We start from the raw sequence: 15,832 nt of genomic DNA, 5'->3' as shown, positions 1-15,832 counted from the left end.
AAAGCCTTTAACCCTTTATATTGGATAAAAAAACTAGGTTAGAAATCGCAATCCCAATATATGCAATTTATTATTTACCGTTCACACATTATAGCTTTACTATTATTTTTTAAAAAACTAGATGTTATGCTATTTAATCCTATGGTATTATCTAATACTAATTTACTTTATTTGTATCTATTTTCCTAGTTTTTCTTTATAAATTTTAGGAATTTAGTATAATTTAGATAAATACAAATTATTATAGTTCATTTAACTTAAACAGAGTTTGTGGAGGAATGGAACTTGCTAGTCGAAAAAACATTGCGAAATATCCCAAAAACTGAATACCGTGCGTTTTTTAAAGCTCATGGAATTACTAAACTTAATAAACGACTACAAACTTCAAGTGCAGCCGATTATCGCCCCATTTTAACAGTTATTAGGGAAGAACTTCAAAATCCTAATAATAGATTTACAGCGGAAGCCTTCGACGAATTTCTCTTTAATAAATTATTCTACGAAAATAATAATTACTATTATGTTTATTGTTATGATGATTTTTTTGCTGACGAAGAAACACCTGTACCCGATATTGAAAAATATTTACAACAACAACCATCTCTTTTATTTAATCAATTACTCACTGACAATGAAGATATTAGAGACTTTCAACTGTGCACTACTAGAATAGAAACTAAAAATGGTAAATTTAATGAATTAAAATTACTTATTAAAGTATGTGATTCTTCACCAAGAAAAGGTGTGGTTCACTTATATGCAGCCATTACAGTTAATGTCGAATTTAAATTTGTTATCATTAAATTTAATCTTAACTATCTAGATTCTTGTCATTCAGAAAAGCTGAAAATAGTGAGTGATTTAAAAAAGGTTCTGACCAGCAGCAGTACATATCGTCCTTTACAATTGAATATAGCTAGTCTTAATGAAGACGGAGCTAAAGAAACCATTTTTAAATTATTTGAGGAGCTTAGCTTAGAAGCAGAGAAGCGTCTTGAGGAAAAAATAGCACCTGGAACTGACCAAAAAATCGAGAATTTTCTTCGCTCCCTAAATTTTCACGAGGTAAAAAAAGACTACGTTCAGCAAATTAAAGCAGTGATTTATCAAGATATTAGTGATACATTTAAAGAAGAAATTTTCCCTAATGGATGGGTATTTAAATTTATGTTCCGTGAAGGGGATTGTACAAGAGCTTCATCTAGAACAGAAGACTATACTCCTGTTTATTCCTCAAAGGTTTATTGGCATTTAAAAGAACTTATTTTTAAAAAGCAGCGTTTGGAAGAGGCAGGCTTCATTTGGCATATAAACCAAAATAACCAAAAAATTGTTTTTATACGAATAGAATCGAAAAACGATTCATTAATTATTCAATACTATAGAAACTATAACGATAATCGAAAGGAGAAGGAGGAGTTTGTTCTACGAAAAATTAACACGCATTTACCACGAGACTGAGTGCGATAAATATTTTTCTGAATCGATTCTCAAGTCATTTGATAAATTTGTTCGAAAAAGTGTATTAGAACGAAATAAGTACATCAATCCATACAGATTTGCCAGACAAGTCGAACTTCCAATAGAGGATAGCATAAGATTTCTAATGTACTTTACAAATGATAACGGCATACTAAACATATTCATGTTCTTTGAGTGCTCGACCTCAACCTGTGTAAGTACACGAATCTTTTTTAATATGGAATATAAAGATGAAATCATCGCTTGTGATGAATGTGGAAAAGAATACGTATTTGAGGACATTATAGACTTTACAAAGGTTTATTTTCAAATTAAACCTGATCTTCATGTTCCACCACCTGAGGAGGAATTCATTTCGCATGACCGTAATTCGACAATAGAGATTTTAAGAAGGTTGCCTGATAATTTAAAGAACGCCTCCCCCCCATCTTTCAGCAGCTCTAATAAAAGTATTGATGAGGGGGGGATTGAGGTCGCTATTAGCACTAAATTAGTCATTAATCAAAACACTCATGATAACAGACCAATTAACCAAAAATTCCCTAGCCCATTCCAGAGACTTTCAAATCGTCTTGTAGGTAGGGGTAAGATTTAATGAATCGAAATGCTCCATTTAGCTTTAAAGAAGTTATTATACTTTTAATTTCTGTAATTATAGCATGTATTTCCTTATTTTTTATTACTTATGGAATTATTGAAACTGCAAAGAAGGGAAAAGACTGGTTAGAGCCCACCATAGGCTCACTAGGAAACCTGGGCGGCGGCATCATTGGAGGGATTGTTGCTTACATCGTGGCCAGCTATCAAGTAAGAAAAAGCACCGATTTACACGAACAAGTTTCTTTAAAGACAACATACTCTATGCTGCGATTAATTAAAGAAGAAATTGACTATAACATTGAAGTTTTGAGTTCATTAATCCCCTATGAAGATACCTCAGAACATAAAGAACTAATTAATAGCCATCTTCAAGAAACTCAATGGTTAAATTGCTCTCCAAATCTTGGACCGGAAGTTAGTGATGCAACCTTTACAAAACTCTGTAGCTTTTATCGACAAATTAGCGTTTTAAAATCCTCAAGCAAGTTCAAAGTAGATCCAGACTTGCTGGACGCAGCGAAATCACTTGGTAACAACGCACTAGAAGGATTAAATAATATGATTCAGGAAATCACAAGAAAGCTAAATAATTAAAATTTTCATCCCAAGGGAAATCCCCACCTACATCAGGGCGGGGATTTCCCCTAGCTAACCGTTGTTAAATTTCCGGCCTAATCGTCAGAGAATTGAAAGGTATAAATTCCTACATGATTTATTCGTCAAAATACGACAAATATAATTAATACAAACAGAATATATTTCTATAAAATACACTTTCTTTTTTAGAAAAATCCATGTTAATTAAATTCTAATTTATGGTACTATCAAACCATAAAAATTAGAGGTCGGTGAAACTTATGTCAGAAAAAAACTTAGGTCAAGAGCTTAAAGCATTACGCTTGCATCATGGAAAGAGCCAAAATGAAGTCGCTGAGGCTGTTGGAATCCCGTATACTTCTCTATCGAAAATCGAGAATGGTACACAAAAGATGGATAGCATACTACTTACAAAAATGGCTGACTACTTTAATTGCTCGATCGATGAACTCCTAGGACGTCAAACATCTAAATCAGGAGTCGATTTAATTATTACTTCTCCTCCCTATCAAGGAAAGTATTCTCCATTTAATGTTGCGTATACCTTTGAACGCGTTCTAAAAGAGTACAATTTAGCAACAAACGAGCCTTTTAAGGAGCATAATTTAGGGAACTTCATTCGACACAATATGACAGAAGTGATTATGAAAGCCGCCAATTTCGATCCGACGCTGTACAAGATTACCGGATCGGTTGGCCAAGGTCAGTGGGCTGAAGTACCATGGGTATCAATTTTCCGTAAGAGCATTACCACAAGTGCAACCAAAGGGTACTATATTGTCTATCTCTTCCAGGCTAATATGAGTGGCTTTTATTTAAGCTTCAACCAAGGCTGGACATATTTTAAAAATAAGTATGGTACTAAAGAAGGGCGTCAAAAGATTAGAAAAACTGCCGCCATTTTAAGGGAGCTGCTTCATACAATTCCATCGGAGATGATCGACGGTGAAATAAATTTATGTTGTAGAGGCGAGTTGGGCCTTGGATATGAAGCCGGACATATTTGCGGCACTCACTACACGCTAGAAGACTTAGAGTTAAAGCCTGAAAAACTCATTCGAGATTTAAAAAGCTTACAGGCCGTATACAATGAGCTTGAACTGTTAATTGGACACCGTTCCGTTGAACAATTCAATGATTATTTGTTGCTCCAGGATGACTCAAAATTCTTAGAGGAAGAAGCACAAGAAGAGCAATATCAAGAAACTGTAGCAAGCGTGGCAAAAAAAATAACACAAAATACTATGGAACTTATAAGTGAGGAAGAAGAAGCAGAGAAACGTCCCGAACCAGTCACAGACAAAAGCGGAAGAAGTCACTGGCCTCGTGATGCTACGTTATCTGCTAAAGCTCTACTACTAGCTAATTACAAGTGCGCTTACGATTCGGATCATACCTCTTTCATCTCAAAAGCTACCAGACGTCCGTTTATGGAGGCGCATCATTTAGTTCCGATGAAGCTCCAAGGCGAGTTTACATATAAGCTAGATAAAATCGCCAATATCATTTCTTTATGCCCTACTTGTCACCGTATGATTCATCACGGAACTGATGAAGACAAAGAACAGATACTGCGTAAATTGTTTTATGAACGCAGAGAAAAGTTGGAAAGCCTGGGAATCGAAATTACTTTTAGCCAATTGAAAAAAGCGTACTACATTGAATTAGAGTAGCATATTTAATATTTACACAACAGAAAAAGCGGGCGATTTGCCCGCTTGTCTTGTTTACTGATTTAGTTGTTCTTGTAGGATTTCTTTTAGGAGTTCCAGAACACTTAATGGCTTAATTTAAATCACTTTTTTTGAACAGCCTTAGTTACACATATCGAAAAGGTGGCATGTTAAACAATCTTCCTTCATTTCCATTATCATGCAATACCCTTATTATGGTTCCTTCTTCTTTTAACTTCTCTATTTTATCTTTTGAATTTATCTCTGGGGGTAACTCATCCTGAATAGCAGTGAAAATGTATTGGATGTTATATTTGCCGACATACTTTTGAATTACATTATAAAACTAGACTTTCCAAAATTTACCATGTTAACCCTACCATAAAAATCTATAAAAAGGATGATATAAATAACCAAGAAATCACTATCGTAAAAAAGTAAAGAAAAAGGAAGGTTCAATTTCTCCTTCCTTTTTCTTCTTAACTTATCCTCTATCTCTTGGCCCCATAAATCGGTCCCCATTATAATGCAACATATGCTCCGGCATATCCGCAAACCATACTTCTGTATCCCAGGCAATATCAGCTGCATACTTCTTGAAGTCCTTCATGTCCAGGAACGCACTGACATAAATTTTCCCCGCATTACAATCCTTCAACATATCCTCCAATTGTGCCACGCGCGTTGGGGATACCGGTCCATGAGATGTGACAGCTTCAATCAGATACAACCAATTTTTCTCTTCATGATACAGCACCACATCTGGCAACTTATCATGATTTAAATCCGGAATGTTTAACTTTGCAAGCAATTCTTTATTAACGTGGAGCTGCTTATTTGCCGTATCACCTAGATATACAAGATGGGAACCTTGAGCAAAAATAGCCGCAAATTCTTCTACAATCGCCTTCTGTAGAAGGTTATGCTTTCCGGCCGACAACTCTAACACGTCCCCATTTTCCAAGCGAATCGGCACACGATGGACATTCCGCTTCTTCGCATATCTTTCCACGAGCTTTGGATGAGCATCAAGGAACGCTGAAAGCAGCTCGTCCCATTTTTCTGTACCATATGCCCGAATGACCTGTAATGCTTCGTCGGTGACAGCATATACCGTCTTCCCACTGTTGGTTGGTCTTGTTTTATCATCCGGATTTCGTTCAACAAGGGCAGCATCCTCAAATTGATGAATAGTCTGGCGGCGAATCGTTTCTCGACTGTTTTCAGCATATACTTTGTCGTATTCGTCCTTGATAAACTCCATAATATCATGAACACGAAGAAGTTTCGGTTGTGCATCTTGCCACTTATCTTGTTTTCTTAGCCCCAACAACGCTAACAACGTCAGGGCTGAGCGTTCATTTTGCTGCTTTTTCGGTAAGCCGAACATCTCAATGATATTAATTGCTTCCTCAATCTTGGTTGTCACCGTACCTAACTCCCTTTCTAACAATGCATCGATCTCTTCGTATGTGATTTTTCCCGCAAGAATATCTTCTCCAATTTTTACTATAAAGGATTCTTCTGGCAACGGCAACGCGCGAATATCGCTGGCATTCACCTGTGTATTTCCGTTCACGATTCGAAAATAAGAGTCAACCAAACGAGAATTTAAAATCGCAGCCAATCCTATTGTTTCTGCCTCTGTTAACTCCCCATTGATTTTATAAATATAGTTCAGATGATTTTCGAGTCCCACTTGTTCAAACGGAAACTGCCGTGCTAAAAATACAGATACGTCTACTCGCTTCTTTTGTTCTTTAGAGGTAAACCGCTTTATTAAAACGTAGTTTTTACAAGGAAGGAGTAGCTTTTTATCTTCAGTGTCTTTTTTAATTCCCTCGTTCTTCTTCCCATCCACTGGGAACGTGACTCCCATGTTTCGAAGGTTTTGCATATACAGAAGTGGATAGTGTTTCTCCAGTGATTCAAATACTTCAATAGACTCTTTCGCCCGAAAGTTTACGACCGGTCCTGTTGAAATTTCCATATTCATAGCCGACAAATTGTTTCCCCAGCTATCAAACAACCGCACAATCTTTTCATCCTCTTCGGTAACGGGAATTCGGATAATGGTATCTTCTAAGGAAGAGTCAACGACCAGGTGATGGTCGAAATGACGTTCGGTATACGTATCCTCAATATTTGCTGTTGACTGACTAATCGTGATGGTTTCGCCTTTATTCATACGCTTAAAGGCACTCAAAATAATGCTTTCTTGTAGCACTTTTTCATTAAAAAAGGTTTCTTTTCGTGATTCGAATATATGAATGTGATGTGGGTCGACAACTTCTAAGAAGCGTTTTCGAAATTCCTCGAAGTACGCCCCGGAACAGTAACTACGTGGTGTGATAAAAATCAACTGACCATTCTGTTTGGTAAGCTTCTCAGCTACAACCATAAACATAAAGTAGATGTTAGGTTGCCCATGTACATATTCATTCAGAATCCTAGCATAGATGGAGTCTTTCCGAAGTTTAAAGTACGGTGGATTGCTGATGACAATATCATATTGCTCGCCTTGTAAATCTCCAGCAAAAAGTCCTTCATTCTCGAACAAACCGGCATTCGAAGTGATAAAGTCCTCTTCGATAATCCGGTATTGAAATTCTCTCCCGCTCGCTTCGAATTTTTCCTTACAGATCTCCATTACCTGGCATAACAACGGAATAATCTCATTATCCGTTTCGTAAAGGTCAACTTCTACTGCTACGTCTCGATCCTCTTGCAAAATCCGATCACATAAGGCGCTGGCTAATACGCCAGTTCCACTTCCGGGATCAAGGATTCGCAAACGTTTACGATGAATTATGGCCATGTCAGCCATGAATCGAGCAATCGGAAGAGGGGTGAAATATTGTCCCTTCTCTTTCTTTTCTTCGGATGAGCTTTGTTGATTATATTCTACAGCTAAAGCGTTGGCATACTCTGCCATACTTGTAGCTACTATTGTATTGAGTCCGCTTATCATGTCCTTCTCCTTACAAAAAGCAATTCATGCTCTTCAGTTATCTTATAACATTATATCTTAAATCATTTTATAGGTAACTAAACATATTCTCCTGCATATCACTTTCTATACATAAGTTGAAACCATGTGAAATAAATTCTGGAAGTTTAGTATAATTGAAAGAAAAATAAGATAGACAAAGGAAATCAAAAGTAATCTTTTATGATACATCATCATCTTTTTAAAGGGGGATGGGGAACATGAAGCAAACCACACTCATTATTGATGCAGACCAGTTACGTGAGATTGTTGTTCGTCTGGCAAACGATGTGGTGCGCGAACTGACCCAGAACCGGAAAGAAAAGATGGTGGATAAACTTGAGTTTCATGCAGCACTGCAAAAGAAACTTCTAGAACTGGCGCCGGATTTCTGCTGCTATGGGGAAAAGGAGCACCCAATTCCTAATATGCAATCCAACGGTCGAAGTGGCCGAATTGATGTTGCCTGGTGGACACTAGCCGATCGAGAATTGTTGGCCGTATTTGAAATAGATTCAACTGTTCGCACAAAGTCTCTTCGTAAAATTCTACATGCCAACTCCCCTCATCGCTTCTGGGTGTATTATGGAAATGGTGAAATTAAAGATTTGATTGAAACATTAGATACCGAGCACAAAATTACAATCATCGATTTCTCCATAGCATTTGAAAAGCGAAAGAAGAAACTAGAACAAAAAGAAATGGAACAACTGGTATTGGATATATAAAAAATACCTGAAAGAAACACTAAGTTCCTTCAGGCAGTTTATTAATTTCTTCTCTGGATTGTTGATGTCCAGTTGGCCCTAAAAAACACCCCACAGAATAGGGATGATTTTTCATGTATGTATAATTACAATTATTTTGATTTATATTTTATGTATTGCGTAAGAACATTTGTGAACTACCCGCCACCTACGTTTCGCTTAGAGGTGGGGGCTTCTAAGGTAATCGCACCTAACGGTACGAAATTTACTTAGCTATCGAGCCTGTTCCATGCTCTATCTATGATGATGCTAACAGTCGCAATCCTTCATGCTTGATGTTGATAGAAGCGTTCCAATCTCTATCTGCCACAAAACCACAATCACAGTGGAATGTGCGCTCAGAAAGAGATAGAGACTCCTTTACTTGACCGCAACATGAACAAGTCTTGGAAGATGGAAACCACTTATCTATTTTGATGAGTTTCTTCCCTTGCTCTTCCAACTTGTATTGGAGAAATGTCGTAAACATGCCCCATGCATTATCAGCAACGCTTTTGCCGAAATTGAGGGCTTGGGACATTCCCTTCATGTTGAGGTCTTCAATAACCACGCAATCATACCGTTTCGCTAATTTGTGCGATTCCTTATGTAGAAAGTCTTTTCGTTGATTTGCAATTTTCTCATGTAGCTTCGCTACTTTCAGACGCTGTTTGTGCCAACGATTAGAGCCTTTCTTTCTGCGTGATAGAATACGCTGTTCCTTCGCTAATTTTTCCAAGGCTTGGCGATAGAAACAAGGGTAATTGGCTGTCTTACCTTCTTCACTATCGACAAATAAGCCATTCATGGAAAAATCTAAGCCAACAACAGCTTGTACTTCTTTTTGTACAGGTTGATGTTCGTATTCGGTGAGAATAGAAACGTAGTATTTTCCTGTTTTTGTTCGAGAAACCGTACAAGACTTGATGATATGATGCGACGGAATTTCCCGATGTTGCTTCATTTTCACAAGTTTCAGTTTCGGTAATTTGATATAGCCATCCAAAAGCATAATGTTTCCGTTGACCACGTTGGTTGTGTAGGACTGTCTCGCCTTACGGCTTTTGAACTTAGGAAATTCAGCACGACCGGAGAAGAAGTTTTGATATGCCTTCTGCAAATTCAGTTGAGCGTTTGCCAACGCAAGGCTATCGACTTCTTTGAGCCATGCAAACTCCTTTTTGTACTTGGCAGGAGTCGGGTATTTTTGCTTTTTCAAGGCTTCTTTGTCGTCCTTGAACTTCTCATATGTTTCCTTTCGTTCAGCCAACATTTTATTGTAGACGAAACGAACGCAACCGAAGGTTTTCGCAAGAAGTTGCTCTTGTTCTTGTGTTGGGTATAGGCGGAACTTATATGCTTTGTTTGCCATATCGAATCACCTCACTTCATACCTTGATTTTCTATATATTTCTTTATCACTTCGGTGGGCGCACCGCCTGTTGTAAGTAAGCAAAAGCTTCTTGACCAAAAATACTCTTTCCAAAGTTTTCTTTTCACTTGTGGAAAATGCTTTTTGATAAGTCGAGAACTTGCACTTTTATAGGCATTGATGAACTTTGACATTTCAGTATTCGGATGTGCTTTGAACAAAATATGCACATGGTCAATATCGTGATTCCATTCGACTAAGGAAATATTGTAATTTTCACCCAATCGAACAAACATATCTTTCGCATAGTCAGATATGGCATCGTCAATCACTTTTCTGCGATATTTTACAACCAGAACAAGATGGTAATACAACAAAAACACTGAATGATTATTATTGTCTAATTTCATTGATACAACAGCCTTTCGCTTATCTAATACTGATTATATCATAACAAAAAAAAGAGACAACTTTAGGCTACACCTAACCGAAATTCATCTCCCACTTTCACTGGTGCTTCCGCACCTTCACGTTTAGAAGTGGGAGACTTCTTTCGGAGGTAAGTTAAAATCTGACGGCCTTAGTACGCCTCTAGGTGCCAATCTGGACGGTATTCGAATAAGCAGCTCAGAATCAAGTTCAACATAAGAGGGAGTATCTAAATTTGCATCTCTCCAAAAAAAGATTGGAACACGATGTGGAAAATGGAGCGTGGGGCCTGATTTCGTTATTTTAAGAGAAACTGCAAGAGCAGTTCCAGTTGAAGAAACAGCCACAATAAGAGCCGGGCGGATTTTACCTGCTCCCTGTCCCGGCTTGATTGGTGGCTTAAAAGGGAAAAATAAGTCGTATATTTCCCCTGGATTCATTAATCATCCAACCATTTCCTATGTTGAGGATTGTTGGGATCAAAATTCATAACCACACCGTTTTCACTGATTACTAGTGGTTCAACATCAGCAAACAGTTTGTCCACATCAATACTGGAGGAAAGTTTTTGATTTAACATTTCTATGCGTTTTTCAGAGCGAATGCGAGTAGTGCGATTACCAAGAGTAGAAGCACTGCTTTTTGCTTTTAATACTGCTCTTGTCACTCTATAATTCCTCCTTCGTTTCACCTGCATACCACCTTTATCATAATGATAATAACAGTATATGCAAGTGAAAAAACAAATAAGCTGTATAATCCAACATTTTCTACTTATATGTTACCCAATCTAATAGAGGGTGTCAAATAACCGTGACACTATCAAGTTCAGGAATCATCCTTACCACCCTTTCACGTTTCTCTGATAGTAGAAACGTTTGAGGGAGTTATTTTGAGCCACTTTTTCTAAAAAATTTTTTCCCCTGCTACTTTAATGTAACTACGATATCCTCTGCAAAAGAGTATGTCTGTGCCAGCTTCTCCATAATCGCCTCTTTAATTTCCTCCTCCATATCCTTATGGAACATGCGAGGAATCGGGGCGATCAGCTGCGTCATTTCCTCGGAATAGTTTACTTCAATCCCAACATAACAAAGCTCGTCCTTTTCATCCACGTCCAGGATTACACTGGCCGGCAGTACTTCCTGTAACACCTGCTTCTTGTACGTAATATCCGCCTCCAGCTTAAACAGAAAATCGTTTTCCCTCTCCTCTACTTCTTTCACTTCGAAGCTAAATTTGAATGGCTCATAAATGAACAGTTCCCCTGGTGACACTTTGAGGAATTCACACAGTGTATTAAACGTATCGTACTGAATTTCCTTCGCATTGTGGTTCATCAGGGAGCTGATTGTCGTCCGTGACATCCCCGTTCCACTGGCAATATCGGCGATTTTTAATCCTCTCTCCGCCATTAAAACAGCTAAATTACACTTTATCATACACAACATCTCATATTTAAAATACCATATACACTTCATAATAAATAATATATTGTTCATTTTGTCATTGACCAATTTTTTATCACTATGTACAATATAAATCGAAAAATAAACAGATTATTGTTTATTATAACGATATTTTTGTTTATTGAGGTGTTCAAGTGATTCAACCGAACTTACCAATCCTGATGGCGAAGCATGGAGTGAGAACGTTAGCTGAGGTTGTAAGACAGACAGGCTTGTCCAGGACAACGCTGACTACGGTCTACTACAGCAGGGGAAAAGGGATTCAGTTCGATACGATGGATGCCCTGTGTGAGATGTTCGGGGTTGGCGTTGGGGAGCTGCTGGTATATAAGAAAACGGAGAAGGAGTTGGATAAACGATAAAGGCGGCCTTGCAGTTGAATGGAATGTCTCAAATTTGCGGGATTGATGTTTCTAACATTATTGGGGGATTCGGCCAAGATAAAAAAGCTATGCTGGTTAAACATATCGCAGAGCTACATGAAAAGAAACTCTTCAAAGTAAACGAACTTATAAATCGGAATCGTAACCGATTTATTGATGCCGTAGATATCATCGACGCCCAAAAATATCCAGAAATTGTAATCCTTTTTAGGGATAACAATGTTCTAAGTAAAATGGAAGTTTCAAAAGCAGACAATATCTACCTCCTTTCAGAAAGAGGATATGCAAAACTCATCAAAATCTTTGATGATGATAAGTCATGGGAAATGTATGACATCTTGCTGGACGAGTATTTCGAGTTAAAAGAACAGGCTCAAAAAGAAATGAATAAGCCTACTGCTGATTTAGTTGAAGTTATTAAAGAAGAATTTAGTGTCGTTGAAATTATTGCCAGATTTTCCGGGGTACAAAAAGGAATTGCTTTATCTGTTGCAATTGACCGAACTGAGAAGAGAACAGGAAAAACACTAGAAGAATATAAAAACCTTCTTCCTGCTGCTGAATATAATACAGGCTTCTTAACAGCATCACAAATTGGTGTCAAACTTAATGGTATGACAGCTCGAAATGTTAATAAGAAACTCTGTGACTTGGGACTACAAATACAAGAAGAATTAGAGTACATATCTCAGAAATCAGGGAACGTGAAAAAACAAAACAATGGCGATTAACAAGCAAAGGCAAACAGTTTGGTGAAGAGTTCCCATACACACGCAACGGCCACAGTGGGTATCAAATCAGGTGGAACGAGTCTGTGATTCCGTTGTTACAAACATTAAGGCATACGATATAAGATTTCAATGAAGAATTAGGGTTGGTTCTCTCCATGGTTATCATAACCATGGTACCCTAATCAGAAAAGGGGAGGTCATTACGCCCCCACCTTTTTATTACTCCCTGTCTCATATCCCATTTCCAGTGTGACCACTTCAGATGTTTACTCATGAAACTTGGCTGTTGTGTCACATCTTACATGTAGAAAGAGACAACGCTCTTTTTCCCCATTATTCATCTTACGGATCTTGTATGATAACGAAAAAGGAAGGTGAATGATTGTGAAAGGATACTTTCGTAAGAGAGGAAGCAAGTGGTCATTTTCCGTGGATATTGGGCGTGACCCGAAGACCGGAAAACGGAAACAAAAAACTGTATCAGGGTTTAAGACAAAAAAAGAAGCTGAAAAGGCGTGCGCCGAACTTATTGCACAAATTGAAAATGGTGACTACATCGACGAATCGAAAGAAACGTACGGGGAATACTTACTGGAATACATGGAGAACACCGCACGACATTCGGTACGTCCCTCAACGTATGACTTCCATCTCTTTATAGCAAAGAAACATATTATTCCCGAAATCGGAAAAGTAAAGCTCAAGGACTTAAAGCCGCGCCATCTTCAAAAAATGTACTCTAAAAAGGTGCAAGAAGGACTTGCAGCGAGCTACATCCGTAATATGCATGCTGTTATAAGCAAATCCCTGCGTAAAGCAGTTGAATGGGGATTAATTAAAGAGAATGCGGCATCTGCAGCTACTCCACCACGCATCGAGAAACGCCAGGTAACAACGTGGTCACTCGAAGAAGCAAATCATTTTCTCTCAATGATTAAAAAGCGAAAGACGGGGAATAGCAAATTTTATATTGCCTATGTATTAGCTATTTACTGTGGTATGCGTAAAGGAGAAATTTTAGGACTGCGCTGGCAAGATTGCGATTTAGAGAATGGGTTTATTCGAATTCAGCAAACCCTAGTAAAAACAAACGGAAAATTATCCTTTCAAGAACCAAAAACGAAAGGATCAATTCGAACAATAGTGGTGCCAGATTTTGCTCTGCAAGCGCTGAAGGCTCATAAAGTAAAACAGAACGAGGTCAAATTACGCCTGGGTGCTGCCTACAAGGATCATGACTTAGTTGTAGCAAACTGGACGGGTACTATGATACTCCCTACCGATATTAATTATGATTTCAAACTCGCTTGTGATTTTGCAGGTGTCCCTCAAATTCGCTTTCATGATTTGCGACATACTCATGCTACCCTCCTTCTACAACTAGGAGAAAACCCAAAAGTGGTTAGTGAACGTCTTGGACATGCAGATGTAAACATTACGCTAAATACGTATTCTCATGTTCTACCTACAATGCAGAAAGATCTCGCACAAAACTTTGATATCGCAATGAAGAATAAGGCCAAAAAATCACTTTAACACACTAAAGGTGGTCAAAATGTGGTCAATCACCTTATTTTTAAGATTAAAAAAGTCGTGAACCCCAGTAATATCAAGGGTTTCACGACTCAACATTCAAGTTTTAAATTACACTTCCATAATGATCGGCAGAATCATCGGGCGGCGGCGCGTCTGCTCATACAAGTAACGTCCAAGAGAGTCGCGTACATTCGTTTTCAGCGATGACCATTCGTTTACATTTTCTTCCATACAACGGTTCAGCGTCTGGCTTACAATTCGATTTGCTTCTTCAAGCAAAGCTTCCGATTCGCGGACGTACACAAACCCGCGGGAAATAATGTCCGGACCCGAAAGAATCGTTCCGTTTTGTTTGCTCAATGTAACTACAACAACTAAAATACCATCTTGCGATAAAAGCTTCCGGTCACGCAAAACAATGTTTCCAACGTCACCGACGCCAAGTCCGTCGATGAGTACGATACCGGCTTGGACTTTCGGACCATAGCGGGCCTTGCCTCCGCTAATCTCAACGGTATCCCCGTTGTCAAGCAAGAAAATGTTCTCTGGCCGAACGCCGCATTGCTCGGCCAAAATGGCGTGTTGGCGCAGCATTCTAAATTCCCCGTGAATAGGAATGAAATACTTCGGTTTCATTAAATTCAGCATCAGCTTCAATTCTTCCGCACTGCCGTGTCCGGATACATGAATATGATTGCCATATATCACATCCGCCCCGATCCGGTACAACTGATCAACCGTACGCGCCACGTATTTCTCGTTCCCCGGAATCGGCGTCGCAGCAATCAGCACAGTATCCCCTGGCAAAATATCAGCTTTACGGTGCGCCGAACGCGCCATGCGGGTCAACGCCGACATCGGCTCTCCCTGACTGCCCGTGGAAAGAATAACTACCTTTTCCGCCGGGAGTTTATTGATTTCTTCCGGCTCTACCAACATGCCCTCCGGAACACTCAAATAACCGAGATCCATCGCAATATTTACAACGTTCACCATAGAGCGTCCGATAACCGTTACTTTCCGGTCATATAATGCGGCTGCATCAATAACCTGCTGAATGCGGTGGATATTAGAAGCGAACGTAGCGACAACGATTCGACCCTTACACTTGTGGAACTGCTCTTTAATCGCCTCACCGACTTCCCGCTCTGAACCAGTAAAGCCAGGGCGTTCTGCATTCGTGCTGTCCGACAACAAAGCAAGGACGCCTCGTTCCCCGATTTGCGCCATTTTTGCCAGATCAGCCACTTGGTTATTAACCGGCGTATGATCGAATTTGAAATCTCCGGTATGTACCACGTAGCCTTCCGGTGTATCGAGGCAAATACCTACGGAATCGGGAATGCTGTGATTCGTCTTGAAAAACGTTGCCGTGAAGCAACCAAGCTTAACTTCCGATCTGTTGTCGATAAGATGCAGCTTAGCGCTTCCAAGAAGACCCGCTTCTTTCAGCTTCACTTCGATCAGTCCGAGCGTCAGTTTCGTGGCGTACACCGGCACATTAATATGACGCAACACATACGAGAGCGCCCCAATATGGTCTTCGTGCCCGTGCGTAATCAGAATGCCGCGTACCTTTTCCCTGTTCTCCTGCAGGTACGTAATGTCCGGGATAACGATATCGATACCAAGCATTTCTTCTTCGGGGAACTTAAGACCAGCATCGATTACCACGATGTCATCCGCGTACTGGACTACATACATGTTTTTGCCAATCTCGCCCACGCCGCCCAAAGCGAAGATTGACAAAGCTTTTTGGTTAAGTTTCGACAAATTCATTCCTCCTAAATATTCAGTTGTAGTTACAGCTCAACAAACAAAATAT

The 15,832-nt window shown here is 39.1% G+C and carries 14 protein-coding genes; 8 read left to right on the top strand and 6 right to left on the bottom strand.

The window, feature by feature from the left end; genetic code table 11:
• The first annotated feature begins 285 nt into the window (after positions 1-285).
• The 4 genes from ACH33_RS07625 to ACH33_RS07610 all read left to right on the top strand — a co-directional run bounded on the left by ACH33_RS07625 (position 286) and on the right by ACH33_RS07610 (position 4,352).
• Complete coding sequence (locus ACH33_RS07625; RefSeq protein WP_057898471.1) at positions 286-1,461, top strand: hypothetical protein; 1,176 nt, start codon at positions 286-288, stop codon at positions 1,459-1,461.
• Entirely contained in the window at positions 1,421-2,077 is a 657-nt protein-coding gene (locus tag ACH33_RS07620) for a hypothetical protein (RefSeq protein ID WP_057898470.1), read from the top strand. Before ACH33_RS07625 ends, ACH33_RS07620 begins: the two co-directional genes overlap by 41 nt.
• Entirely contained in the window at positions 2,077-2,676 is a 600-nt protein-coding gene (locus ACH33_RS07615; protein ID WP_057898469.1) for a hypothetical protein, read from the top strand. Before ACH33_RS07620 ends, ACH33_RS07615 begins: the two co-directional genes overlap by 1 nt.
• A gap of 263 nt (positions 2,677-2,939) precedes the next feature.
• The gene (locus ACH33_RS07610; RefSeq protein ID WP_162265008.1) at positions 2,940-4,352 is read left to right on the top strand and encodes an MrcB family domain-containing protein; all 1,413 of its coding nucleotides are present in this window, start codon (positions 2,940-2,942) and stop codon (positions 4,350-4,352) included.
• 484 nt (positions 4,353-4,836) lie between these two features.
• On the opposite strand, the gene ACH33_RS07605 is transcribed toward ACH33_RS07610, so the two are convergent.
• Complete coding sequence (locus ACH33_RS07605; RefSeq protein WP_057898468.1) at positions 4,837-7,323, bottom strand: BsuBI/PstI family type II restriction endonuclease; 2,487 nt, start codon at positions 7,321-7,323, stop codon at positions 4,837-4,839.
• A gap of 239 nt (positions 7,324-7,562) precedes the next feature.
• Here ACH33_RS07605 and ACH33_RS07600 point away from each other — a divergent pair, with 239 nt between their 5' ends.
• Entirely contained in the window at positions 7,563-8,069 is a 507-nt protein-coding gene (locus tag ACH33_RS07600) for a hypothetical protein (protein ID WP_057898467.1), read from the top strand.
• A gap of 277 nt (positions 8,070-8,346) precedes the next feature.
• Here ACH33_RS07600 and ACH33_RS07595 read toward each other — a convergent pair whose 3' ends face one another.
• The 4 genes from ACH33_RS07595 to ACH33_RS07575 form a co-directional block, all read right to left on the bottom strand.
• Positions 8,347-9,459, bottom strand: a complete 1,113-nt coding sequence (locus tag ACH33_RS07595; protein ID WP_057898466.1) for an RNA-guided endonuclease TnpB family protein — start codon at positions 9,457-9,459, stop codon at positions 8,347-8,349.
• A gap of 11 nt (positions 9,460-9,470) precedes the next feature.
• Positions 9,471-9,869 (bottom strand): IS200/IS605 family transposase, encoded by a 399-nt coding sequence (gene tnpA, locus ACH33_RS07590; RefSeq protein WP_057898465.1) that lies wholly within the window; start codon positions 9,867-9,869, stop codon positions 9,471-9,473.
• Positions 9,870-10,327: 458 nt separating this feature from the next.
• Entirely contained in the window at positions 10,328-10,555 is a 228-nt protein-coding gene (locus ACH33_RS07580) for a hypothetical protein (RefSeq protein ID WP_057898463.1), read from the bottom strand.
• A 259-nt stretch (positions 10,556-10,814) separates the two neighbouring features.
• On the bottom strand, positions 10,815-11,330 hold the full coding sequence (locus ACH33_RS07575) for a helix-turn-helix domain-containing protein (protein WP_057898462.1): 516 nt from the start codon (positions 11,328-11,330) through the stop codon (positions 10,815-10,817).
• A 161-nt stretch (positions 11,331-11,491) separates the two neighbouring features.
• Here ACH33_RS07575 and ACH33_RS07570 point away from each other — a divergent pair, with 161 nt between their 5' ends.
• The 3 genes from ACH33_RS07570 to ACH33_RS07560 all read left to right on the top strand — a co-directional run bounded on the left by ACH33_RS07570 (position 11,492) and on the right by ACH33_RS07560 (position 14,007).
• Positions 11,492-11,719, top strand: a complete 228-nt coding sequence (locus ACH33_RS07570) for a helix-turn-helix domain-containing protein (protein WP_057898461.1) — start codon at positions 11,492-11,494, stop codon at positions 11,717-11,719.
• Positions 11,720-11,727: 8 nt separating this feature from the next.
• Complete coding sequence (locus tag ACH33_RS18645) at positions 11,728-12,471, top strand: ORF6N domain-containing protein (RefSeq protein WP_162265007.1); 744 nt, start codon at positions 11,728-11,730, stop codon at positions 12,469-12,471.
• A gap of 384 nt (positions 12,472-12,855) precedes the next feature.
• Positions 12,856-14,007: a site-specific integrase gene (locus ACH33_RS07560; RefSeq protein WP_057900290.1), complete on the top strand. Its 1,152-nt coding sequence runs from the start codon at positions 12,856-12,858 to the stop codon at positions 14,005-14,007.
• Between the two features lie 108 nt (positions 14,008-14,115).
• Here the strand turns inward: ACH33_RS07560 and ACH33_RS07555 are convergent, their stop codons facing one another.
• Positions 14,116-15,786 carry a ribonuclease J gene (locus ACH33_RS07555; protein ID WP_217639368.1) on the bottom strand — a complete coding sequence of 557 codons (1,671 nt, stop codon included), beginning with the start codon at positions 15,784-15,786 and terminating at the stop codon, positions 14,116-14,118.
• Positions 15,787-15,832: the final 46 nt, after the last annotated feature.

Source organism: Aneurinibacillus sp. XH2, assembly GCF_001439585.2.
GTDB lineage: Bacteria > Bacillota > Bacilli > Aneurinibacillales > Aneurinibacillaceae > Aneurinibacillus > Aneurinibacillus thermoaerophilus.
Note: the sequence above shows the minus strand (reverse complement) of the source record. Positions and strands in the feature narration are given on the sequence as shown.

Excerpts from the sequence above, each read along its gene's own strand:
- tnpA (WP_057898465.1), bottom strand. The coding sequence starts at position 9,869 with ATGAAATTAGACAATAATAATCATTCAGTGTTTTTGTTGTATTACCAT.
- ACH33_RS07605 (WP_057898468.1), bottom strand. The coding sequence starts at position 7,323 with ATGATAAGCGGACTCAATACAATAGTAGCTACAAGTATGGCAGAGTAT.
- ACH33_RS07615 (WP_057898469.1), top strand. The coding sequence starts at position 2,077 with ATGAATCGAAATGCTCCATTTAGCTTTAAAGAAGTTATTATACTTTTA.
- ACH33_RS07600 (WP_057898467.1), top strand. The coding sequence starts at position 7,563 with ATGAAGCAAACCACACTCATTATTGATGCAGACCAGTTACGTGAGATT.
- ACH33_RS07575 (WP_057898462.1), bottom strand. The coding sequence starts at position 11,330 with ATGATAAAGTGTAATTTAGCTGTTTTAATGGCGGAGAGAGGATTAAAA.
- ACH33_RS07610 (WP_162265008.1), top strand. The coding sequence starts at position 2,940 with ATGTCAGAAAAAAACTTAGGTCAAGAGCTTAAAGCATTACGCTTGCAT.
- ACH33_RS07555 (WP_217639368.1), bottom strand. The coding sequence starts at position 15,786 with ATGAATTTGTCGAAACTTAACCAAAAAGCTTTGTCAATCTTCGCTTTG.
- ACH33_RS07595 (WP_057898466.1), bottom strand. The coding sequence starts at position 9,459 with ATGGCAAACAAAGCATATAAGTTCCGCCTATACCCAACACAAGAACAA.